Source organism: Pseudomonas juntendi, assembly GCF_021560075.1.
Taxonomy (GTDB): domain Bacteria; phylum Pseudomonadota; class Gammaproteobacteria; order Pseudomonadales; family Pseudomonadaceae; genus Aquipseudomonas; species Aquipseudomonas juntendi.
In genome coordinates, this window is record NZ_CP091088.1 from 4,271,209 (window position 1) to 4,293,481 (window position 22,273).

General features: G+C 62.6%; 19 protein-coding genes. 10 read left to right on the forward strand and 9 right to left on the reverse strand.

What is annotated here, in order from left to right:
- Positions 1-35: 35 nt before the first annotated feature.
- Both L1P09_RS19850 and L1P09_RS19855 read right to left on the reverse strand, forming a co-directional pair.
- Positions 36-671 (reverse strand): Pr6Pr family membrane protein, encoded by a 636-nt coding sequence (locus L1P09_RS19850; protein ID WP_029887722.1) that lies wholly within the window; start codon positions 669-671, stop codon positions 36-38.
- Positions 672-673: 2 nt separating this feature from the next.
- Positions 674-895, reverse strand: a complete 222-nt coding sequence (locus L1P09_RS19855) for a VF530 family protein (protein WP_009681956.1) — start codon at positions 893-895, stop codon at positions 674-676.
- Between the two features lie 163 nt (positions 896-1,058).
- On the opposite strand from L1P09_RS19855, the gene L1P09_RS19860 reads away from it, so the two are divergent.
- The 8 genes from L1P09_RS19860 to L1P09_RS19895 all read left to right on the forward strand — a co-directional run bounded on the left by L1P09_RS19860 (position 1,059) and on the right by L1P09_RS19895 (position 13,401).
- A complete protein-coding gene (locus L1P09_RS19860; RefSeq protein WP_154211089.1) occupies positions 1,059-3,098 on the forward strand; it encodes a TonB-dependent receptor in 2,040 nt (679 codons plus the stop codon).
- A gap of 289 nt (positions 3,099-3,387) precedes the next feature.
- On the forward strand, positions 3,388-4,722 hold the full coding sequence (locus L1P09_RS19865; RefSeq protein WP_192440839.1) for a carbohydrate porin: 1,335 nt from the start codon (positions 3,388-3,390) through the stop codon (positions 4,720-4,722).
- Positions 4,723-4,750: 28 nt separating this feature from the next.
- A complete protein-coding gene (locus tag L1P09_RS19870; RefSeq protein WP_235768029.1) occupies positions 4,751-7,162 on the forward strand; it encodes a glucose/quinate/shikimate family membrane-bound PQQ-dependent dehydrogenase in 2,412 nt (803 codons plus the stop codon).
- Positions 7,163-7,387: 225 nt separating this feature from the next.
- Entirely contained in the window at positions 7,388-9,808 is a 2,421-nt protein-coding gene (gene lon / locus L1P09_RS19875; protein ID WP_115294650.1) for an endopeptidase La, read from the forward strand.
- Positions 9,809-9,992: 184 nt separating this feature from the next.
- On the forward strand, positions 9,993-10,385 hold the full coding sequence (locus L1P09_RS19880) for a protease inhibitor I42 family protein (protein ID WP_054905121.1): 393 nt from the start codon (positions 9,993-9,995) through the stop codon (positions 10,383-10,385).
- 88 nt (positions 10,386-10,473) lie between these two features.
- Entirely contained in the window at positions 10,474-11,217 is a 744-nt protein-coding gene (gene cmoA / locus L1P09_RS19885) for a carboxy-S-adenosyl-L-methionine synthase CmoA (protein WP_054905120.1), read from the forward strand.
- A complete protein-coding gene (gene cmoB / locus L1P09_RS19890) occupies positions 11,214-12,170 on the forward strand; it encodes a tRNA 5-methoxyuridine(34)/uridine 5-oxyacetic acid(34) synthase CmoB (protein ID WP_235768030.1) in 957 nt (318 codons plus the stop codon). The genes cmoA and cmoB overlap by 4 nt, the downstream gene beginning before the upstream one ends.
- 283 nt (positions 12,171-12,453) lie before the next feature.
- Positions 12,454-13,401: an IS110 family transposase gene (locus L1P09_RS19895; RefSeq protein WP_029886225.1), complete on the forward strand. Its 948-nt coding sequence runs from the start codon at positions 12,454-12,456 to the stop codon at positions 13,399-13,401.
- A 194-nt stretch (positions 13,402-13,595) separates the two neighbouring features.
- Here the strand turns inward: L1P09_RS19895 and L1P09_RS19900 are convergent, their stop codons facing one another.
- Positions 13,596-13,799, reverse strand: a complete 204-nt coding sequence (locus L1P09_RS19900; RefSeq protein ID WP_009684756.1) for a hypothetical protein — start codon at positions 13,797-13,799, stop codon at positions 13,596-13,598.
- A 261-nt stretch (positions 13,800-14,060) separates the two neighbouring features.
- Here L1P09_RS19900 and L1P09_RS19905 point away from each other — a divergent pair, with 261 nt between their 5' ends.
- On the forward strand, positions 14,061-14,735 hold the full coding sequence (locus L1P09_RS19905; protein ID WP_232892442.1) for a heavy metal response regulator transcription factor: 675 nt from the start codon (positions 14,061-14,063) through the stop codon (positions 14,733-14,735).
- Positions 14,732-16,114: a heavy metal sensor histidine kinase gene (locus tag L1P09_RS19910; protein WP_235768031.1), complete on the forward strand. Its 1,383-nt coding sequence runs from the start codon at positions 14,732-14,734 to the stop codon at positions 16,112-16,114. The genes L1P09_RS19905 and L1P09_RS19910 overlap by 4 nt, the downstream gene beginning before the upstream one ends.
- A gap of 46 nt (positions 16,115-16,160) precedes the next feature.
- On the opposite strand, the gene pdxJ is transcribed toward L1P09_RS19910, so the two are convergent.
- From pdxJ to lepA, 6 genes are all read right to left on the reverse strand, one after another.
- Complete coding sequence (pdxJ, locus tag L1P09_RS19915; RefSeq protein ID WP_290129289.1) at positions 16,161-16,883, reverse strand: pyridoxine 5'-phosphate synthase; 723 nt, start codon at positions 16,881-16,883, stop codon at positions 16,161-16,163.
- Positions 16,884-16,944: 61 nt separating this feature from the next.
- On the reverse strand, positions 16,945-17,628 hold the full coding sequence (gene recO / locus L1P09_RS19920) for a DNA repair protein RecO (RefSeq protein WP_235768032.1): 684 nt from the start codon (positions 17,626-17,628) through the stop codon (positions 16,945-16,947).
- 165 nt (positions 17,629-17,793) lie between these two features.
- Positions 17,794-18,696: a GTPase Era gene (gene era / locus L1P09_RS19925; RefSeq protein WP_003252061.1), complete on the reverse strand. Its 903-nt coding sequence runs from the start codon at positions 18,694-18,696 to the stop codon at positions 17,794-17,796.
- Positions 18,689-19,378 (reverse strand): ribonuclease III, encoded by a 690-nt coding sequence (rnc, locus tag L1P09_RS19930; RefSeq protein ID WP_009684761.1) that lies wholly within the window; start codon positions 19,376-19,378, stop codon positions 18,689-18,691. The genes era and rnc overlap by 8 nt, the downstream gene beginning before the upstream one ends.
- A gap of 163 nt (positions 19,379-19,541) precedes the next feature.
- A complete protein-coding gene (lepB, locus tag L1P09_RS19935) occupies positions 19,542-20,396 on the reverse strand; it encodes a signal peptidase I (protein WP_009684762.1) in 855 nt (284 codons plus the stop codon).
- 5 nt (positions 20,397-20,401) lie between these two features.
- The gene (gene lepA, locus L1P09_RS19940) at positions 20,402-22,201 is read right to left on the reverse strand and encodes a translation elongation factor 4 (protein ID WP_029886108.1); all 1,800 of its coding nucleotides are present in this window, start codon (positions 22,199-22,201) and stop codon (positions 20,402-20,404) included.
- Between the last annotated feature and the right edge of the window lie 72 nt (positions 22,202-22,273).

Here is a 22,273-nt window from a genome sequence, read left to right on the forward strand (position 1 = left end):
AGGAGCGGGCTTGCCCGCGAAGAGGCCGGCACAGGCTAAGCAAACTTTTGCGCCCCACGCCAACGATCCAGCCCCAGCAACACCAGCCCGATCCCCCAGAACCCCGCCAGCACGCCCAGGGCATTGAGCAGCACTTGCCCGTACCCCAGCCTCGCCACATCGATGAACGGGTAGGCGTACAGGCCAATCTCGCTACCCCGCCACAAGGCGTAGCCAAAGTATACGGCCGGGTAGAGTGCCCACAGCGCCAGGTGCCGCAGACGCAAATGGCCCTTGGGCACCTCACACCACCAGTACAAGGCATACAGCGCCGGCATCACATCGTGCAGCAACTCGTCGGCCAGCCATTGCCAGCCCTCTGGCTGCCACAAGTGGCGCAGCAACACGCTGTAGGCCAGCGCTACCAGCACAATGCTCGCGGCCACCGCGGAACTCACCGACGGCGACAGAAAAAAATGCCTGGCCCGGCCTTCGCGGCCAAACGCCGCATAACTGAGCACCGTGGCCACCAAGGTGTTGGTCAACACCGTGAAATAGCCAAACACGTTGATCAGGCCGCCGATCAGGCTGGCCTGCTCCTGCCAACGCGCCAGCAGTACCAGGTACACCTGCACGGTCAGGCCGAACCAGCCCAGCACCGCCATGCCGGTCAGCCAAGGTCGCCGCAGCACGTTCAGGCCTGACGCTGCAGCTTCACGTACAACTGCTCGACCTTTTCCCGCGCCCAAGGGGTTTTACGCAAGAAGGTCAGGCTCGACTTGATCGTCGGGTTGCTCTTGAAGCAACGCACGTCAATGCGTTCGGCCAAGCCCTGCCATTGGTAATGCACCACCAGCTCGGTAAGGATCTGTTCGAGGGTCTTGCCGTGCAGCGCGTTGTGTTGGGCCGTGCTCATGCTGTACTCCGTGGGAAAGATGCGCACCTTACACGAGTGTAGTGGCGGGTGGGATCCGGCGAGGCCGCAGAAAAACGCTGGCCAGGGAAGAAACCTCTATGCTGAAATAGTTATGTTATGTTGTAACATTATATGAGCATCTGCCAAGGAACGTCCCACTCTCATGTTGTCTGCACCGCTTCGCCTTTCCCCCCTTGCCGTCGCGCTCTGGCTGGCCGCTTCGCCCAGCCACGCGGTGGAACTTGAACCCCAGGTGATCACGGCCAACCCGCTGGGCAACCGCCAACTGGCCGCGCCCAGCACCGTGCTCGAAGGCGACAACCTGCTGCAACAGCAGCACGGCAGCCTCGGTGAAACCCTGAACAAGCAGCCCGGTGTCGCCTCGACCTGGTTCGGCCCTGGCGCCAGCCGCCCGGTCATTCGTGGCCTGGATGGCGATCGCATTCGCATCCTGCGCAACGGCGTAGGCGCCCTGGATGCCTCCTCGCTGTCCTACGACCATGCCGTGCCGCTGGACCCGGTGACCGTCGATCGTGTCGAAATCGTGCGCGGCCCTGCCGCACTGCTGTACGGCGGCAACGCCATTGGCGGCGTGGTCAACACCTTTGACAACCGCATCCCGGACGCCCCCATCGAGGGCATTCACGGCGCCGGTGAACTGCGATACGGCGGCGCCGACACCACCCGCAGCAGCGCCGGCAAGCTAGAAGCCGGCGATGGCACCTTCGCCCTGCACCTGGATGCCAACAGCCGTCAGTTCAATGACCTGCGCATCCCTGGCTACGCCCGTAGCGCGAAAGTGCGCGATGCCGAAGAGCCCGGCAGCAAGCACCGCCTGGAAAACAGCGATGGCCGCCAGGATGGCGGCGCCATCGGCGGTGCCTACCACTGGGACCACGGTTACGCCGGCCTGTCGTACAGCCGCTACGACAGCAACTACGGCTCGGTGGCCGAATCCGGCGTGCGCCTGGACATGAAACAGGACCACTACGCCTTCGCCTCCGAACTGCGCGACCTCGACGGCCCGTTCAGCTCAGTCAAGGTCGATGCCGGCTACACCGACTACGAACACAGCGAAATCGAGGAAGGCGAGGTTCACACCACGTTCAAGAACAAAGGCTACGAAGCGCGTATCGAAGCCCGCCACCAGCCGCTCGGGCCGGTAGAGGGCGTGATCGGTGCGCAAGTCAGCCGCAACGAATTCTCTGCCCTGGGCGAAGAGGCCTTCGTGCCGCACACCGATACCGACAGCCTGGCGTTGTTCATGCTCGAACAGTGGCAAGCGACCGAGCGCCTGAACCTGAGCCTGGGCGCACGCATGGAACACACCCGCGTGGACCCGGATGCCAAAGGCAACGAGAACTTCGTCGACGCCAACAGCACCAGCAGCTTCAATGCGTTCAGCCTGTCATCGGGCGCGGTGTACCAACTCGACCCGGTCTGGTCGCTGGCGGCCAACCTTGGCTATACCGAACGCGCCCCGACCTTTTACGAGCTGTATGCCAATGGCGCCCACGTCGCCACCGGTGCCTATGAAGTCGGTGATGCCAGCCTGAACAAGGAAAAGGCCATTTCCGCCGACCTGGCGTTACGCTTCGACAACGGTACGCACAAGGGCAGCGTCGGGCTGTTCTACAGCCACTTCCGCAATTACATCGGCCTGATCGGCACCGGCAACCTGCGCGAAGGCGGGCATGATCACGACCACGACGAAGCTGACCATGATCACGACGAAGGTTTCCCGGAGTACCAGTACCAAGGTGTGCGGGCACGCTTCTACGGCATCGAGGCCCAGGACCGCTGGCAGCTGGTCGAGAACCGTTATGGCAGCTTTGCCCTGGAATTGTCGGGTGACTACACCCGGGCCAAGAACCTTGACAGCGGCGAGCCGCTGCCCCGCATTGCTCCGCTACGCCTGAACAGTGGCCTGGTCTGGGAGCTGGACCGCTGGCAGGCCCGGGTGGACGTGCAGCACGCCGCCTCTCAGCACCGCAAGCCGGCCAACGAAAGCAGCACCGATGGCTATACCACCCTGGGGGCCAGCGTTGGCTACCGCTTCGACGTTGGCCAGAGCCAGTGGCTGGCGTTCGTGCGCGGTGAGAACCTGACCGACCAGACCGTGCGCTATGCCAGCTCGATTCTGCGCGATATCGCGCCAGCACCGGGGCGCAGTGTGGAAGTGGGCCTGCGTACCACCTTTTGAAATGGTGGGGGCGCATTGCGCCCCAATCGCCGGCAAGCCATTTCCTACACGTACTGCGCCATACCTGGGTAGGCGCAGGTATTGCGCAGAGCAGACCCCTAAGGGCATTATTACCAATTGAACAATAATGACCTGCGACAATTTGTCTTTTTTTCTGACGCCTTCCCCTATATCCTCCCCGCCGCAAGCTGAAACGCTTCACTGAACTCCCATGTTGCCACATCCATTGAAAGCCTGGCCTTTCGATGCGCTTGCCGTTTTTTCAATAATCAGAAGATAGCGCTATCTCATGCTCCAACTGCCCAAAACCTGTTACATAGGCGTCGCCCTTGCTGCCTTGGCGACCCCCACCTGCGCCAGCGAAATGTTCGCCAACGACTCCCCGTGGATGCTCGGCGACTGGGGCGGCACCCGCACCCGGTTGCTTGAACAAGGCTACGACTTCACCCTCGGCTACACCGGCGAGATGGGCAGCAACCTGCACGGTGGCTTCGACCATGACCGTACCGCGCGCTACAGCGACCAGTTCACCTTTGGCAGCCACCTGGACCTGGACAAGATCCTTGGCTGGCACGACACCGAAGTGCAACTGACCATCACTGAGCGCCACGGCGACAACATCAGCAACGACCGCATCAATGACCCACGCGTGGGTGGCTTTACCTCGGCCCAGGAAGTATGGGGCCGCGGTGAAACCTGGCGGCTGACGCAAATGTGGATCAAGCAGAAGTACTTCGACGGCGCACTGGACGTGAAATTCGGCCGTTTCGGCGAAGGCGAGGACTTCAACAGTTTCCCCTGTGACTTCCAGAACCTGGCCTTCTGCGGCTCGCAGGTGGGCAACTGGGTGGGTGGCATCTGGTACAACTGGCCGGTCAGCCAATGGGCCCTGCGCGTGCGCTACAACCTCAGCCCCACGTTGTACGCGCAGGTTGGCGTGTTCGAACAGAACCCGTCCAACCTCGAGTCAGGTAACGGCTTCAAGCTCAGTGGCAGCGGCACCCAAGGTGCGGTCATGCCAGTCGAACTGGTATGGAGCCCGCGCGTCAAAGGCCTGAAAGGGGAATATCGCGCCGGCTACTACTACAGTAATGCCAAGGCACACGATGTTCTCAAGGACAGCAACGGCCAGCCGGCAGCCCTGAGCGGCGGCGCCTACCGCAGCAGCTCGAGCAAGCATGGCGTGTGGCTCGGCGCCCAGCAGCAGGTGACTGCACTGGCCTCCGACCATTCGCGTGGCCTGAGCCTGTTCGCCAACGCAACGATGCACGACAAGAAAACCAATGTCATCGACAACTATGTTCAGGCAGGACTGGTATTCAAAGGGCCTTTCGATGCCCGCGCCAAGGACGACATCGGCTTCGCCCTCGCCCGCGTGCACGTCAACCCTGGCTACCGCAAGAACGCCCGCCTGGCCAACCAGGCAGCCGGCCTCGACGATTACGACAACCCCGGCTTCCTGCCTGTGCAAGACACGGAATACAGCGCCGAGCTGTACTACGGCATTCATGTGGCCAACTGGCTCACGGTCCGCCCGAACCTGCAGTACATCCGCCATCCCGGCGGCGTGTCGCAAGTTGATGGCGCCCTGGTCGGTGGCCTGAAGATCCAAAGCAGTTTCTGAATTTTTTTGACGTGACGGAGAACCTGAAATGAGCACTGAAGGTGCCAACACTGGAAGCCGCTGGCTACCGCGCCTGATTGGCGCGCTGCTGTTGCTGATGGGCCTGGCCCTGCTGGCCGGCGGCATCAAGTTGAGCCAGCTGGGCGGCTCGCTGTACTACCTTGTTGCCGGTATCGGCTTTGCCTTGTCGGGCATTCTGCTGCTGGCCCAACGGCGCATTGCCTTGGGCCTGTACGGCCTGGTGCTGCTAGGCAGCACGGTGTGGGCCTTGCTAGAAGTCGGCCTGGACTGGTGGCAACTGGTGCCGCGCCTGGCCATCTGGTTCGCCATCGGCGTGGTCCTGCTGCTGCCGTGGGCGCGCCGCCCGCTGATCGGCCCGGCCAGCACTGCCAACACGGCGCTGCTCAGCGTGGCCGTGGTGGCCGCAGGCGCCTGCGCCCTGGGCAGCCAGTTAACCCACCCGGGTGAGGTGTTTGGCGAACTGGGCCGCGACAGCAGCGAGATGGCCAGCGCCGCGCCGAGCATGCCGGACGGCGAATGGCAGGCTTATGGCCGTACCGAGCATGGCGACCGCTATTCGCCACTGCGCCAGATCACCCCGCAGAACGCCTACCGCCTGGAAGAAGCCTGGCGCATCCGCACCGGTGACCTGCCGACCGAGAACGACCCGGTCGAGCTGACCAACCAGAACACCCCGCTGAAAGTCAACGGCATGCTGTATGCCTGCACCGCGCATAGCCGCCTGCTGGCACTCGACCCGGACACCGGCGCGGAAATCTGGCGCTATGACCCGCAGGTGAAGAGCCCCACCGGCACCTTCAAAGGCTTTGCCCACATGACCTGCCGCGGGGTTTCGTATTATGACGAGAACCGCTACGTCAGCCGCGACGGCAGCCCGGCCCCGAAAATCAGCGACGCCGGCCAAGCCGTGGCGCAGGCTTGCCCGCGCCGCCTGTATCTGCCCACCGCAGATGCGCGCCTGATCGCCATCAACGCCGATAACGGCAAGGTCTGCGAAGGCTTCGCCAACCAGGGTGTGATCGACCTGACAACCGGCATCGGCCCGTTCACCGCCGGCGGCTATTACTCCACCTCGCCCGCGGCCATTACCCGCGACCTGGTGATCATCGGCGGCCATGTCACCGACAACGAGTCCACCAACGAGCCGTCTGGCGTTATCCGCGCCTATGACGTGCACGACGGCCACCTGGTGTGGAACTGGGACAGCAACAACCCGGAAGACACCAAGCCGTTGGCCCCCGGCAAGATGTACAGCCGCAACTCGGCCAACATGTGGTCGATCGCCAGTGTCGACGAAGACCTCGGCATGATCTACCTGCCGCTGGGTAACCAGACCCCAGACCAGTGGGGCGCTGACCGCACCCCAGGCGCCGAGAAGTACAGCGCTGGTGTGGTGGCCCTGGACCTTGCGACCGGCAAGGCTCGCTGGAACTACCAGTTCACCCACCACGACCTGTGGGACATGGACGTCGGCAGCCAGCCGACCCTGGTGCACCTGAAGACCGACGATGGCGTGAAACCGGCGATCATCGTGCCGACCAAGCAGGGTAGCCTGTATGTACTCGACCGCCGCGACGGTACGCCAATCGTGCCGATCCGTGAAATCCCCACGCCGCAAGGTGCGGTGAAAGGCGACCACACTTCGCCGACCCAGGCCCGTTCCGACCTCAACCTGCTGGGCCCGGACCTGACCGAACAAGCCATGTGGGGCGCCACCCCGTTCGACCAGATGCTGTGCCGCATCCAGTTCCGCGAACTGCGCTACGAGGGCCAGTACACCCCACCGTCCGAGCAGGGCTCGCTGGTCTACCCAGGCAACGTAGGCGTGTTCAACTGGGGCAGCGTATCGGTCGACCCGGTGCGCCAGTTGCTGTTCACCTCGCCCAACTACATGGCATTCGTGTCGAAGATGGTGCCGCGTGAACAGGTTGCCGAGGGCAGCAAGCGCGAAAGCGAAACCAGCGGCGTGCAGCCGAACACCGGTGCCCCGTATGCCGTGACCATGCACCCGTTCATGTCGCCCCTGGGCGTGCCGTGCCAGGCCCCGGCCTGGGGCTACGTGGCCGCCATCGACCTGTTCACCAACAAAGTCGTGTGGAAGCACAAGAACGGCACCACCCGTGACAGCACACCCGTGCCGATCGGCCTGCCGGTTGGCGTGCCCAGCATGGGCGGCTCGATCGTGACCGCAGGCGGCGTCGGTTTCCTCAGCGGGACCCTCGACCAGTACCTGCGCGCCTACGACGTGAACAACGGCAAGGAACTGTGGAAAGCCCGCCTGCCAGCGGGTGGCCAAGCCACCCCGATGACCTACACCGGCAAGGACGGCAAGCAATATGTGCTGGTGACCGCGGGCGGGCATGGCTCGCTGGGTACGCGGATGGGCGATTACATCATCGCTTACAAACTGGCTGAATAAGCTGCAAGTCACAAGCTACAAGCTGCAAGTCACAAGCTACAAGCTGCAAGTACAAGCGGGGCCAATGCGGTCCCGCTTTTTTCTTGTAGCTTGTAGCTTGTAGCTTGTAGCTTGTAGCTTGTAGCTTGTAGCTTGCAGCTTGCACCTTGCACCTTGCAGCTTGAAACTTGAAACCCAATCCCCTGCGCCCCATCTAAGCACCATAGTCATTCACGCAGGTGCCCCATGAGCGACCAGCAGGATTTCCCGGAACACCCCGACGAACACAGCGAAGTCGAACACACCACCCCCCAGGCCCAAGCCGGCCACGCCCTCGCCCTGCCCGGCCAACAACTGCCGGACAAGGTCTATGTGATTCCGATCCACAACCGCCCGTTCTTCCCGGCCCAGGTACTGCCTGTGATCGTCAACGAAGAGCCCTGGGCGGAAACCCTTGATCTGGTCGCCAAGTCCCCTGACCACTGCCTGGCCCTTTTCTTCATGGACACGCCGGCAGAAGACCACCGCCACTTCGATACCTCGGCTTTGCCGCAGTACGGCACGCTGGTCAAGGTGCACCATGCCAGCCGTGAAAACGGCAAGCTGCAGTTCGTGGCCCAAGGCCTGACCCGGGTGCGTATCCGTACCTGGCTCAAGCATCACCGCCCGCCCTATCTGGTCGAAGTGGAATACCCGCGCCAGCCCGCCGAGCCTACCGACGAGGTCAAGGCCTACGGTATGGCGCTGATCAACGCGATCAAGGAACTGCTGCCGCTCAACCCGCTTTACAGCGAAGAGCTGAAGAACTACCTCAACCGCTTCAGCCCTAACGACCCGTCGCCGCTCACCGACTTCGCCGCCGCGCTGACCTCGGCTACCGGCGGCCAGTTGCAGGAAGTGCTGGACTGCGTGCCCATGCTCAAGCGCATGGAAAAAGTGCTGCCCATGTTGCGCAAGGAGGTCGAAGTCGCCCGCCTGCAAAACGAGATTTCGGCCGAGGTGAACCGCCAGATTGGCGAGCATCAGCGCGAGTTCTTCCTCAAGGAACAGCTCAAGGTCATTCAGCAGGAGCTGGGCCTGACCAAGGACGACCGCAGTGCCGACCTGGAGCAGTTCGAGCAGCGCCTGGAAGGCAAGACCCTGCCCGAGCAGGCGCGCAAACGCATCGATGAAGAAATGGGCAAACTGGCCATTCTGGAAACCGGTTCGCCCGAATACGCCGTTACCCGCAACTACCTGGAATGGGCCACTGCCCTGCCATGGGGCATCCACGGCAAGGACAAGCTCGACCTCAAGCACGCGCGCAAGGTACTCGACCAGCACCATGCAGGCCTCGACGACATCAAGGAACGCATCCTCGAGTTCCTCGCCGTTGGCGCCTGGAAGGGCGAGATCAGCGGCTCGATCGTGCTGCTGGTAGGCCCGCCCGGCGTGGGCAAGACCAGTATCGGCAAGTCGATTGCCGAGTCGCTCGGCCGGCCGTTCTACCGCTTCAGCGTCGGCGGCATGCGCGACGAGGCCGAGATCAAGGGCCACCGCCGCACCTACATCGGCGCCCAACCCGGCAAGCTGGTGCAGGCGTTGAAGGATGTCGAAGTGATGAACCCGGTCATCATGCTCGACGAGATCGACAAGATGGGCCAGAGCTACCAGGGCGACCCGGCCTCGGCGCTGCTGGAAACCCTCGACCCGGAACAGAACGTCGACTTCCTCGACCACTACCTGGACCTGCGCCTGGACCTGTCGAAAGTGCTCTTCGTATGTACCGCCAACACCCTGGACTCGATCCCCGGCCCGTTGCTGGACCGCATGGAAGTGATCCGCCTGTCCGGCTATATCACCGAAGAAAAACTGGCCATCGCCAAGCGCCATCTGTGGCCCAAGCAGTTGCAAAAGGCCGGGGTGGCCAAGGCCAGCCTGAGCATCAGCGACAGCGCGCTGCGCATGGTGATCGAGGGCTACGCCCGAGAGGCCGGGGTGCGCCAGCTGGAAAAGCAATTGGGCAAGCTGGTGCGCAAGGCGGTGGTCAAGCTGCTGGAAAACCCGGACGCCAAGCTGAAAATCGGCACCAAGGACCTGGAGGCCGCACTCGGCATGCCGGTGTTCCGCAGCGAGCAAGTACTGGCGGGCAAAGGTGTGATCACTGGCCTGGCCTGGACCAGCATGGGCGGCGCGACCTTGCCGATCGAGGCAACCCGCATCCACACCCTCAACCGCGGCTTCAAGCTGACTGGCAAGCTGGGCGATGTGATGAAGGAATCGGCCGAGATCGCCTACAGCTACGTCAGCTCCAACCTCAAGCAGTTCGGGGGTGACCCCGGTTTCTTCAACGAAGCCTTCATTCACCTGCATGTGCCTGAAGGGGCCACCCCCAAGGACGGGCCGAGCGCTGGCATCACCATGGCCAGTGCCCTGCTGTCGCTGGCCCGCAACCAGGCACCGAAGAAAGGGGTGGCCATGACCGGCGAACTTACCCTCACCGGCCAGGTGCTGCCCATTGGCGGGGTGCGCGAGAAAGTGATCGCGGCACGGCGGCAGAAGATCTTCGAATTGATCTTGCCAGAGCCTAACCGCGGCGACTTCGAGGAACTGCCGGACTACCTGCGCGAAGGTTTGACAGTGCATTTTGCCAAACGCTTTGCCGACGTGGCGAAAGTACTGTTCTGACAGGCCCTGGGCTGCTTTGCAGCCCATCGATGGCAAGCCAGCGCCCAGCCTGTGGGAGCCCGGCTTGCCGGCGATGGGCCGCACAGCGGCCCCAACCGCTTGGCTGACCGGCATCAGGCACAAGCCCCACAAATTTCCTTGATCATCGGTTATCCTCAGGCCATCGCCAGCCTCCGGAGCCAACATGGCCGCCCCTCGTCTGCTCGTTCCCCTGAGCTTCGCCCTGCTGGGCGCCTGCGCCCAGCAACCCACTCAACCCGTCGAACTGGACGCCGAAAGCGAGTGCCCCATCCGCCTGCAGGTTGGCCAGAACCTCACGCTGAGCCTGCCCAGCAACCCCTCTACCGGCTACCGTTGGCGTGTGCAGGACCCGGCAGCCGGTGTACTGCACAGCCTTGGCCCCGAGGTCTACAGCGCGCCAGACGACACAGGCATGGTCGGCAGCTCGGGTTTGTCCACCTGGCGCTACCAGGCCCACGCCCGGGGTGAAGGCAAGCTGGTGCTGGTCTACCAGCAGCCTTGGGCCACCGACGTCGCGCCCGTGCAAACCTTCGATTGCGCCCTTCGGGTCAACTGAGCTGCAGCGCCGGTCAGCCAATCATGCATCCAGGCCGCGGTTTGGCTAGAATGCCGCCCTTGCCTACCACCCGCAGCCTGGATCCGCCGTGAGCAAACAACCCGACCGCCTTTTTGCCCAACCCCTGGAGCAAGTGCCCGACTTCGTCTTCAACGAGGACGTGGTGCGCGTGTTCCCAGACATGATCAAGCGCTCGGTGCCGGGGTATCCAACCATCGTGGAAAACCTCGGTGTGCTGGCCGCACGCTTTGCCCAGCCGCATACCGCCCTTTACGACCTGGGCGCATCGCTGGGTGCGGTCACCCAGTCGCTGCGCCGGCATGTGCGCAGCGATGGTTGCCGGGTGATCGCGGTCGACAACTCCGCCGCCATGGTCGAGCGCTGCCGCCAGTACCTCACCGCCCAGGACTCGATGTTCCAGGAGCTGTTGCCGGTACAGGTGCTCGAAGCCGATATCCTCGCCCTCCCCTTCGAGCCCGCCTCGGTGGTGGCGATGAACTTCACCCTGCAATTCATCGCCCCCGACCAACGCCTGGCACTGCTTGCCCGCATCCGCCAGGCACTGCTGCCCGGCGGTGCGTTGATACTGTCGGAAAAACTGCGCTTCGCCGATGAGCGAGCCCAGGACCTGCTCAATGAGCTGCATCTGGACTTCAAGCGGGCCAACGGTTACAGCGAACTCGAAATCGCCCAGAAACGCAGCGCCATTGAAAATGTGATGCGCCCCGATACCCTCGAAACCCACCAGGAGCGCCTGCTTGCCGCCGGCTTCTCGAAAGTGGTGCCGTGGTTCCAATGCCTTAACTTCGCCTCGTTGATAGCCCTGCCATGATCGATCTGTCTTCCCTGGTCCGCCGCCTGGCGGGTACCCCCCTGGCTTCCTGGTCGCAAGGCCTGCAAGCGCAACTGCAAGCCAAGCTGGAAAAGGGCCACGGTGACCTGGACCGCTGGCGCGGTGCGCTGGAAGCCTTGCCCGCCGTGCAACCGAGTGAAGTCGACCTGGTCAACGGCCTGCGCCTGAACTGCGACTGCGACGCGGCCACCCGTGCACAGATGCGCCAGGCCTTGATGGGCCTGTCACCTTGGCGCAAAGGCCCGTTCGACCTGTTCGGCGTGCACGTCGACACCGAATGGCGTTCCGACTGGAAGTGGTCTCGCGTGGCCCCTCACCTGGATCTCAAGGGCAAACGTGTGCTCGATGTCGGTTGTGGCAACGGCTACTACCAGTGGCGCATGCTCGGTGCGGGCGCCGACATGGTGATCGGCGTCGACCCCAACTGGCTGTTTTTCTGCCAGTTCCAGGCGGTGCAGCAATACCTGCCGGAACTGCCCGCCTGGCACCTGCCTTTCGCGCTCGAAGAACTGCCGGCCAACCTGGAAGGGTTCGATACGGTGTTTTCCATGGGCGTGTTCTACCACCGCCGCTCGCCCATCGAGCACCTGCTGGCGCTGAAGGACTGCCTGGTCAAAGGGGGGGAGCTGGTACTGGAAACCCTGGTGGTCGAGGGTGATGAAAACCAGGTGCTGGTGCCCGAAGACCGCTACGCACAAATGCGCAATGTCTGGTACCTGCCTTCGGTACCGGCGTTGGCGCGCTGGTTGCGCCGTGCCGGCTTCAGCGACGTACGCTGCGTCGACGTGAGTGTGACCAGCATTGAAGAGCAGCGCAGCACCGACTGGATGCGTTACCAGTCCTTGGCTGACTTCCTCGACCCGAACGACCACAGCAAGACCATCGAAGGCCTGCCCGCACCACGCCGGGCCACCCTGTTGGCGCGCAAATAAAAAAAGCGCCCATGGGGGTAATGCCAGTCAGTTAAGCGATTTGGGGCCGCTTTGCGACCCTTCGCGGGCACGCCCGCTTGTATGGTTAGACTTGAAGGGAGGAGGAGGGACAAAGCCAGCTTCTGACTGTTAGCGCAGTACAGACCGTGGGAGACCTCGCCCCTCCTCCCTTTTCACCCAAGCGCCGATAAAGAATGCTTCCGGGCTCGGACCGACGAAAGACACAAGCCAGCGCCTCTGGGTGACCCTTCAAGTACTCCAACACTATCGAGGAGAGTTGCTCATGGCAATGGTGGTTGCTGATTCAAAGCGGCTGATTGGCGTGGATGTGGCCAAAACAGAATTGGTCATTTGGGACGATGAATCAGCAGAACTCATAGCAATCCCCAATACTAAAGCAGCTATCAAGAAATGGCTCAAAGGCCTCTCGGGTGCGATGTCCGTCGCTATCGAAGCGACCAACATCTATCACGTCCTGTTTACGGATCTGGCCTTTGAGTTCGGGCATACGATTTACGTGGTAGATGGGTACGCCCTGAGCCATTACCGTAAAGGTGTCAACGTACGCGCTAAGACTGATGCAATTGATGCCCAGCTGTTGGCCCGCTATCTGAAGAACGAAGGGCAGGACCTAACGCCCTGGGCGCCGCCACCGGCTATCTATCGACAGCTTCTGAGCTTGTTCCGGCGACGTGCAGGACTGGTCCAGGCACGAACCAGCCTGACTCAGGGGTGGGCCAATGAACCGCTACTCAAAGCCGCCTTCAAGACGCATCTGCGTGCGATGCAGCGGCTTGAGCTGCTGGTGGAGAAGATGATCAAGGGCCTGCTGGAAAAGGCCGGGCTGATGCCTCAGGTAAAGCGCTGCATGAAGGTCGAAGGGGTGGGTTTTCTAACTGCTGCTCGCCTGACAGCGACGTTTCAGCGTGGCAACTTCAGCGGGGGTGATGCGTTTATCGCCTTTTTGGGTATGGATCTGAGGATTGCGCAGTCGGGGCAGAAAAAAGGGCAATCCAAGCTCACGAAGCGAGGAGACCCCGAAGCTCGACGCCTCCTTCACAACGCGGCTATGTCAGCATCCCGCACAGCAGCATGGAAGTCGTACTACGAAGAGCGCCTGGCGCGTGGTTTTAGCACGACAGCATCGCTTGTCATGCTCGCACGCAAACTGGCGCGAGTAGTATTTGCCCTACTGAAAAGCGGAGACGAGTATCGGTCAAAAGCCGCTTAAAAAACTTCCCTAAAACCATAGAATCTCCCACAGGGGATCGCGCATTTATTGAGTTCAGCGCCAAACGTGTGGGAGCGGGCGTGCCCGCGAAGGGCTGCAAAGCAGCCCCATTAACGCTTAACTGACAGGCATTACCCATGCGGGCGCCTGAAGACAGCAACGCCGGGGAGCAGTGCCGGCGCCGCTGCTGCGACTCAATCCTTGGCCACCTCACGGGCCTTCTCTTGCGCCTTGCGCTCGCGCTCGGCCACGGCCTGCTGCTTGTCGCCGTGCAGGCGCTGCTGGTCTTCGCGGAACGCTTGCCAGAACTGCCTGGAGCGCTCCGCACCGCCCTCGGCGTAGACACTGGCGCTGCCCAGGGCAAGGGTGGCCAACAGTAGGTATTTGGTCAGGTTCATCGGGGTTGCCTCGTGGTAGCCGATCAGTCAGGCCATGGTCGCAGGGGCTGGCTAACAGCAAGGTGAGGCGCGGATTACAGTCCTGCAATGTGCCGGCGCAATCGCCATGCCGGCGCCGCAACGGACAGCCAGATAACACCCGCATTACAAATCCGTTATCTACGCCTCGGCCGCTAACGCATGCCGTAACATCCTGCGCCTTGACCCTGATGTCACTACAGGGTCGAGAATCGCCCCCTTTTCACCACACCGAGCCAACCCATGCGCCTACTGATCATCGAGGACGAGCTGCGTACCGCCGATTACCTGCAGCAAGGGCTGCGCGAAAACGGCTATGTGGTCGACTGCGCCCATACCGGCACCGACGGCCTGCACCTGGCACGCCAGCACCCGTACGACCTGGTCATCCTCGACGTCAACCTGCCCGAGCTCAATGGCTGGACCGTGCTTCAGCGCCTGCGTGCCGAATCGACCACGCGCATCATGATGCTGACCGCCCATGGCCGCCTGGCCGACCGGGTAAAGGGCCTGGACCTGGGCGCCGATGACTACCTGCTCAAACCCTTTGAATTCCCTGAACTGCTGGCGCGCATTCGCAGCCTGCTGCGCCGCAACGACCAGCAACTGCAACCCAGTACCCTGCGGGTCGCCGACCTTGAGCTGGACCCGGGCCGCCACCGCGCCTATCGCGCCGGGCAACGCATCGACCTGACCGCCAAGGAGTTCGCCCTGCTCCACCTGCTGATGCGCCAGACCGGTGAAGTGCTGTCGCGCACGCAGATCATCTCACTGGTGTGGGACATGAATTTCGATTGCGACACCAATGTGGTGGAGGTCTCGATCCGGCGCCTGCGCGCCAAGATCGACGACCCGTTCGACACCAAACTGATCCATACCCTGCGCGGTGTCGGCTACGTGCTGGAGGCGCGTTTTTGAAGACTACCAGCCTCTCTTTGCGCCTGGGCCTTAGCGTTACGCTGATGGGCGCTGCGCTGGTGTTGTTGCTGGCCTGCCTGGCCGTGTTCGCCCTGGATCACGAGCTGGACAGCCGCGCACGCAAGGACCTGGCGCGCAAGATGCTGCAGGTCGAGCACAACCTGCGCGTCGATCTGCGCAGCGAGGACCTGGGCACCAGGGCCCACCCCCTGCTCGACCTGGTGATGGGCCACGACAACCTCAGCCTCAGCGTACTGGCGCAGGAAAGCCGCCACCCGCACCTGCTCAGCCTGGGGCCGGCACTGGACTCGCGCGTCGCTGAGCTGCCCACCGACGAACGCCTGGCCTTTCACGCCTGGCGCGACAGCAGCGGCAACCAGATCCTGACCGTCAGCCGGTTGATGCGCCTGCGTGACAACACCCCGGTCAAGGTGCTGATGTCGCTCAACCGCGCCGACGATAACGCCCTGTTGCAGGCGTACCTGCACTCAACCCTGCTGGCGCTCCCGCTGCTGCTGCTGCTGATTGGCGCGGGTGCCTGGTGGCTGATGCAGCGCGGCCTCCAGCCCCTGCGACATTTTCGGCGCATCGCTGGCCAGGTTTCGGCCCAGGACCTGCAGCATCGCCTGCCCGCCAGCGGCCTGCCACTGGAACTGGCTGAACTCGCGCGCAGCATCAACGTGATGCTCGACCGCCTTGACCAGGGTGTCAGCCAGCTCGCGCAGTTCTCCGACGACTTGGCGCACGAACTGCGTACCCCCTTGAGCAACCTGATGGGCAAGGCCCAGGTGACCCTGGCGCGCGAACGGGAGAACGCCAACTACCGGGAGGTGCTGGAAGACAGTATCGAGGAGCTGACCCGGCTCAACCGCATCATCAATGACATGCTGTTTCTTGCCCAGGTCAGCCAACCGCAAACCCAGGTGGCGCTCAAGCCCTTGGCGTTGGCCGACGAGACTGCCCGGGTAGTCGAGCTGTTCGCCTACAGTGCCGAGCTCAAAGGCGTAGCGCTGCGGGTGCAGGGTTGGGGCACGGCGTTGGGCGACCGGTTGATGGTTCAACGGGCGCTGTCGAACCTGTTGAGCAATGCCATACGGCACAGCCCTGAGGGTGAACCGGTCGACTTGCATATCCAGCGTACAGGCAACGAAATACGGCTATCTGTGCAGAACCGTGGCCCAGGCATCGCTGCGGCTGAGCAGCCACAGCTGTTCGAACGCTTTTACCGGGTAGGTTCGGGGCGCTCGCGGTTGGAGGGCGGGACCGGCTTGGGGCTGGCGATCGTCAAATCGATCATGCAACTGCACGGGGGGCGGGTTGAGGTGAGCAGCAGCCCCTTGGGGCCGACCCGCTTCACGCTGGTGTTTCCTGCCGAGTGATCGGCCGCCTGTACCCGCGAATAGGCCGGTACAGGCAACTGACAGATCAGCGCGAAGCCGCGACGATCAACGCCTTCATCTCGGCCACTGCAGCCTTGAAGCCCACGAACAGGGCATGCGCCACCAATGCGTGGCCAATGTTCAGCTCATTGATACCCTTGATCGCCGCCACAGCCTCGACGTTGTGGTAATGCAGGCCATGGCCGGCATTGACGATCAGCCCCTGACCCACGCCAAACGCCACACCGTCGACAATGCGCCGCAGCTCATCGGCCACCTCGGCTGGGGTTTGCGCGTCGGCATAGCGCCCGGTGTGCAGCTCGATGGCGGGGGCGCCGACCCGGCGTGAGGCCTCGATCTGCCGCTCGTCAGCATCGATGAACAGCGACACTTCGGCGCCAGTGCGTGCCAGGCGTTCGACCGCCGCCTTGATCCGTGCCTCCTGCCCGGCCACGTCCAGGCCACCTTCGGTGGTCAGCTCCTGACGGGTTTCAGGCACCAGGCAAATGTGCGCCGGGCGAATTTTCTCGGCAAAGGCCATCATCTCTTCGGTGACGCCCATTTCGAAGTTCATGCGCGTCTGCAGCACGTCCTTGAGCAGCAACACGTCGCGCTCCTGAATGTGCCGGCGATCTTCGCGCAGGTGCACGGTAATGCCATCGGCGCCTGCTTCCTCGGCATCCAGGGCAGCCTTGACCGGGTCAGGGTAACGCGTGCCGCGGGCCTGGCGCAGGGTTGCCACGTGGTCGATGTTGACGCCAAGAAGCATGCGGTTGCTGTGAGTCACGAAAGGCTCTCCTGAAGATTGAGGCCCACAGCATACGTCGTGATCAGCGCTTGCGAAACAGTTCCCGGCTGACCAGTGGCTTGCCGCCCAGGTGAACGGCCAGGGCCTGGCGCATCAGGCGCTTGGCAGCGAGCAAGGCACCGTCCGCGCTCCAATCGGCTTGCGCCAGGGCCAGCACCTCGGTGCCGCGGAACAAGCCGGGTTGCACCAGCTCGACCCGTTCCAGGCCTGCGTCCACGCGCAAGCGGTACAGGCCATCGGCGGCAATGGGGTATTCGTTGACGTCCTGGCTCAGGGAAAACGCGTAACCAAGCTCATCGAGCAGCCGCCATTCGAACGAACGCAGCAGCGGCTCCAGCGGGCGCCCCTCGGCCAAGGCCTGCAGGGTGAGTGCGTAGTGCTCGAAAAGGGCCACGAATGGCGCCTCGGCAGGCAGCAGGCGCATCAGCAACTCGTTGAGGTACAGCCCGCTGAACAGTGCATCGCCATGCAACCAGGCGGCGATGCCGGCGCTGTCCATGCGCCCGACATTCTTCAGCTCGCCACGCCCGCGCAGTTCGAGCTCCAGCGGCACGAACGGCCGTACCAGGCTGCCACCCTTGCCGCGCGCACGGCGCAGTACCGCGCGCATGCGGCCCTGCGGGGTAAAAAAGTCCACCAGCGCACTGGTTTCCTTGTAGGCGCGGCTGTGCAGCACATAGGCTGGCTGGCCGACAGGTTGTTCCATGGGAGATCACTCGTTCCCTGTAGCCAGGAAAACCGCACAGTGGGGCGGCTGTGCAGCCCATCGCCGGCAAGCCACACACCGACCGCATCGCACCCAGGGCTTGTGCAGCACCTGTGGCAACTGGCTTGCCGGCGATGGGCCGCACCGCGGCCCCAACAGTATGGCTTACAGGTCGCCGTAACCCAGCGAACGCAACGCGCGCTCATCGTCGGACCAGCCACCTTTCACCTTGACCCACAGGTTGAGCATGACCTTGGAGTCGAACAGCACTTCCATGTCTTTGCGCGCCTCGGAGCCGATGCGCTTGATGCGCTCGCCCTTGTCGCCAATGATGATCTTTTTCTGGCCATCGCGCTCAACCAGGATCAGCGCGTGGATGTGCAGTACGTGCCCCTGCTGCTTGAATTCCTCGATCTCCACGGTGATCTGGTAAGGCAACTCGGCCCCCAGCTGGCGCATGATCTTCTCGCGCACCAGTTCGGCCGCCAGGAAACGGCTGCTGCGGTCGGTGATCTGGTCTTCCGGGAAGAAGTGGTCATTTTCCGGCAGGTGCTTGGCGATCTGCGCTTCCAGCGCCTCGAGGTTATGGCCCTGCTGCGCAGAAATCGGCATCACCTCGGCGTTCGGCAATTGCTCCTGCAGCCATTGCAGGTGCGGAATCAGCTCGGCCTTCTCTTCCATGCGGTCGGTCTTGTTGACCGCGATGATCAGCGGCCCGGTCACGTACTGCACGCGCTCCAGCACCAGTTGGTCCTCGTCGGTCCACTTGGTACGGTCGACCACGAAGATCACCACATCGACGTCTTTCAAGGCCGCCGAAGCATTGCGGTTCATGTAGCGGTTCAGGGCCTTGTCGTTGGCCTTGTGCATGCCAGGGGTATCGACGTAGATCGCCTGCACATCACCTTCGGTCTTGATGCCGAGCATGTTGTGGCGGGTGGTCTGCGGCTTGCGCGAGGTAATCGCCAGCTTCTGGCCGAGGATGTGGTTGAGCAGGGTCGACTTGCCCACGTTCGGGCGGCCGACAATGGCTACATAGCCGCAGCGGGTCGGGTTGCTATCAGTCATTGCCATTCTCCACGCCCAGGGCGATCAGTGCAGACGCAGCGGCAACTTGCTCGGCAATACGCCGGCTAACGCCTTGGCCACGGCTCTTGTTGTTCAGCAGCACCACTTCGCATTCGACGAAAAAGGTGCGGCAGTGCGGCTCGCCCTGGATATCCACCACTTCGTAGCGCGGCAGCTCGCAGCTGCGCGACTGCAGGAACTCTTGCAGGCGGGTTTTCGGGTCCTTGTTGGTGTCGACCAGGGTCAGGCCCTCGAACTCATTGGCCAGCCAGGCCAGCACGCGCTCGCGGGCGGTTTCCATGTCGGCGTCTAGGTAAATGGCGCCAATCAGTGCTTCCAGCGCATCGGCAAGGATCGACTCGCGGCGAAAACCACCGCTCTTGAGCTCGCCGGACCCCAGGCGCAGGTACTCACCAAGGTCGAAGCCACGGGCCAGGCGGGCCAGGGTTTCGCCCTTGACCAGCCGCGCCCGCAGGCGCGACAGCTGGCCTTCGCGGGCCTGCGGAAAACGCTCGAACAGCGCTTCACCGGCGACGAAGTTGAGAATGGCGTCACCCAGGAACTCCAGGCGCTCGTTGTTGCGCCCGGCGTAACTGCGATGGGTCAGCGCCAGGAGCATCTGGTCCTGGTTCTTGAAGGTGTAGCCGAGCTTTCGCTCCAGACGGGCAAGGGAAGCACTCATGCGGCCACCCGTTGGTTATTTAACGCGTTGTTCAAATCAACATCCTGAAAGACTGTTTGGCTGTGGCCCGCCGCGCGATGTGCGGCGAATCTCCCGATCCCTGAGAACACAGCCTATGTCAGAAATGCATTCGGCGCTGTCTGCTGGACAGCGCCGATGGGTATCAATGGATCAAACCGACCCGCGACAGGTTGGGCAGGTGGCTGAGCTTGGGTTCCGGCCAGCTCATCCATACCGCGAAGGCCTTGCCGACGATGTTCCGGTCCGGAACCATGCCGTGCAGCTCCTTGGGAATGTTCGGGTCATCCCAGAAACGGCTGTCGTTGGAGTTGTCGCGGTTGTCGCCCATCATGAAGTAGTGGCCTGCCGGCACGGTCCATTGCTGGTCCGGCGGCATGCGATAGCGGCTCATTTCCTTGCGGATCAGGTGTTCGGTCTCGCCCAGCTTTTCCTTGTACAGCGTGGCGCTGCCCAAGGTGCCCGGCTCGCTACCTACCAGCTGTTCGGCAACCGGCTGGCCGTTGACGAACAGGCGCTTGTCGTTGGTATAACGCACCACATCGCCTGGCAGGCCGACCACCCGCTTGATGTAGTTGACGTTCGGGTCGCTCGGGTAACGGAACACCATGACGTCGCCGCGCTGCGGGTCACCCACTTCGATGACCTTCTTGTCGATCACCGGCAGGCGAATGCCATAGGAGAACTTGTTCACCAGGATGAAATCGCCCACTTCCAGAGTGGGTTTCATCGACCCCGAAGGGATCTGGAACGGCTCGACCAGGAACGAGCGCAGTACCAGTACGATGAACAGCACCGGGAAGAACGACTTGCCGTACTCGACCAGCAACGGTTCCTTGTTCAGGCGCTCGACCACCGCCATTTCAGGCTGGCTTACGCTGCCCTGATAGTTGGCAATTGCCGCACGCCGGCGCGGGGCCAGGAACAGCAAGTCGATCAAGCCCAGCAAACCGCAGACGAATACGGCAATGACCAGCAACAGCGGGAAATTTAGCGACATAGGACCTAGCTATCCAACCTGAGCACGGCGAGGAAGGCTTCCTGTGGAATTTCCACGTTGCCCACCTGTTTCATGCGTTTCTTACCGGCCTTCTGCTTCTCCAGCAGTTTCTTCTTACGGCTGACGTCACCACCGTAGCACTTGGCCAGTACGTTCTTTCTGAGCGCCTTGACGGTTGTCCGGGCAATGATCTGGCCGCCAATGGCTGCCTGGATCGCCACGTCGAACATCTGCCGAGGGATCAGTTCCTTCATCTTCTCGGTCAACGCACGGCCTTTGTAGGCCGCGTTGTCGCGGTGCACGATCAATGCCAGGGCATCGACCTTGTCGCCGTTGATCAGCACGTCCAGCTTGACCAGGTTGGCCGACTGGTAGCGATCAAAATGGTAATCCAGCGAAGCATAGCCGCGGCTGGTGGATTTGAGGCGGTCGAAGAAGTCCAGCACCACTTCGTTCATCGGCATGTCATAGCGCACCTGCACCTGGCTGCCGAGGAACTGCATGTCGCGCTGCACACCACGCTTCTCGATGCACAAGGTGATCACGTTACCCAGGTGCTCCTGCGGCACCAGAATGGTCGCGGTCACGATAGGCTCGCGGAAGTCGGCCACGGCTGAAACATCCGGGAGCTTGGACGGGTTGTCGACGACAATAGTTTCGCCGGTTTTCAACTCCAGCTCGTAGATCACGCTGGGTGCGGTGGTGATCAGGTCCAGGTCGTACTCGCGCTCCAGGCGCTCCTGGATGATCTCCATGTGCAGCATGCCGAGGAAGCCGCAACGGAAACCGAAGCCCAGTGCATCGGAGCTTTCCGGCATGTACTGCAGCGACGAATCGTTCAGGGTGAGCTTCTGCAGGGCATCGCGGAAGTCTTCGAAGTCGTCGGAGCTGACCGGGAACAGGCCTGCGTAGACCTGCGGCTGGATTTTCTTGAAGCCTGGCAGCACTTCGACCTCGGGGGTCGAGGACAAGGTCAGGGTGTCGCCTACCGGGGCACCGTGAATGTCCTTGATGCTGGCGATGATGAAGCCCACTTCACCGGCTTTCAGGTCGGCGGTCTGGGTGTGTTTCGGGGTGAACACCCCCACGCTGTCGACCAGGTGCACCTTGCCGGTGGACTTGACCAGGATCTTGTCGCCCTTCTTGACGCGCCCCTGGCGCACGCGCACCAGCGAGACCACGCCCAGGTAGTTGTCGAACCAGGAGTCGATGATCAGCGCTTGCAGCGGCGCATCGATTTCGCCCACGGGTGCCGGGATCGAGTGCACCAGGCGCTCGAGCACCTCGTCCACGCCCATGCCGCTCTTGGCACTGCAGGCCACGGCGTCAGTGGCGTCGATACCGATGATTTTCTCGATTTCGTCCTTGACGCGGTCCGGGTCGGCCTGGGGCAGGTCCATCTTGTTGAGGACCGGCATGACCTCCAGGCCCTGCTCGATGGCGGTGTAGCAGTTGGCAACCGACTGGGCCTCTACACCCTGGCCGGCGTCGACCACCAGCAGTGCGCCTTCACAGGCTGCCAGCGAGCGCGAGACTTCGTAGGTGAAGTCGACGTGGCCGGGGGTGTCGATGAAGTTCAGCTGGTAGATCTTGCCGTCCTGCGCCTTGTAGTGCAGCGTGACGCTGTGGGCCTTGATGGTAATACCGCGTTCGCGCTCCAGGTCCATGGAGTCCAGTACCTGGGCTTCCATTTCGCGAGCCGTCAGGCCACCGCACATCTGGATGAAACGGTCGGCCAGCGTCGACTTGCCATGGTCGATGTGGGCGATGATGGAGAAATTGCGGATATGACTCAAATCACTCACGGGTCAACACTCGAAAAGGCTGCGAGCCGGACGCCCGCCGAAAAATAGCCGGGCATTGTACCTTAAGCTGTT

Bases quoted from the DNA above. Each gene is read 5' to 3' on its own strand.
- L1P09_RS19855 (WP_009681956.1), bottom strand. From the start codon at position 895: ATGAGCACGGCCCAACACAACGCGCTGCACGGCAAGACCCTCGAACAG.
- L1P09_RS19860 (WP_154211089.1), top strand. From the start codon at position 1,059: ATGTTGTCTGCACCGCTTCGCCTTTCCCCCCTTGCCGTCGCGCTCTGG.
- L1P09_RS19865 (WP_192440839.1), top strand. From the start codon at position 3,388: ATGCTCCAACTGCCCAAAACCTGTTACATAGGCGTCGCCCTTGCTGCC.
- L1P09_RS19870 (WP_235768029.1), top strand. From the start codon at position 4,751: ATGAGCACTGAAGGTGCCAACACTGGAAGCCGCTGGCTACCGCGCCTG.
- lon (WP_115294650.1), top strand. From the start codon at position 7,388: ATGAGCGACCAGCAGGATTTCCCGGAACACCCCGACGAACACAGCGAA.
- L1P09_RS19880 (WP_054905121.1), top strand. From the start codon at position 9,993: ATGGCCGCCCCTCGTCTGCTCGTTCCCCTGAGCTTCGCCCTGCTGGGC.
- cmoB (WP_235768030.1), top strand. From the start codon at position 11,214: ATGATCGATCTGTCTTCCCTGGTCCGCCGCCTGGCGGGTACCCCCCTG.
- L1P09_RS19895 (WP_029886225.1), top strand. From the start codon at position 12,454: ATGGCAATGGTGGTTGCTGATTCAAAGCGGCTGATTGGCGTGGATGTG.
- L1P09_RS19900 (WP_009684756.1), bottom strand. From the start codon at position 13,799: ATGAACCTGACCAAATACCTACTGTTGGCCACCCTTGCCCTGGGCAGC.
- L1P09_RS19905 (WP_232892442.1), top strand. From the start codon at position 14,061: ATGCGCCTACTGATCATCGAGGACGAGCTGCGTACCGCCGATTACCTG.
- pdxJ (WP_290129289.1), bottom strand. From the start codon at position 16,883: ATGCTTCTTGGCGTCAACATCGACCACGTGGCAACCCTGCGCCAGGCC.
- recO (WP_235768032.1), bottom strand. From the start codon at position 17,628: ATGGAACAACCTGTCGGCCAGCCAGCCTATGTGCTGCACAGCCGCGCC.
- era (WP_003252061.1), bottom strand. From the start codon at position 18,696: ATGACTGATAGCAACCCGACCCGCTGCGGCTATGTAGCCATTGTCGGC.
- rnc (WP_009684761.1), bottom strand. From the start codon at position 19,378: ATGAGTGCTTCCCTTGCCCGTCTGGAGCGAAAGCTCGGCTACACCTTC.
- lepB (WP_009684762.1), bottom strand. From the start codon at position 20,396: ATGTCGCTAAATTTCCCGCTGTTGCTGGTCATTGCCGTATTCGTCTGC.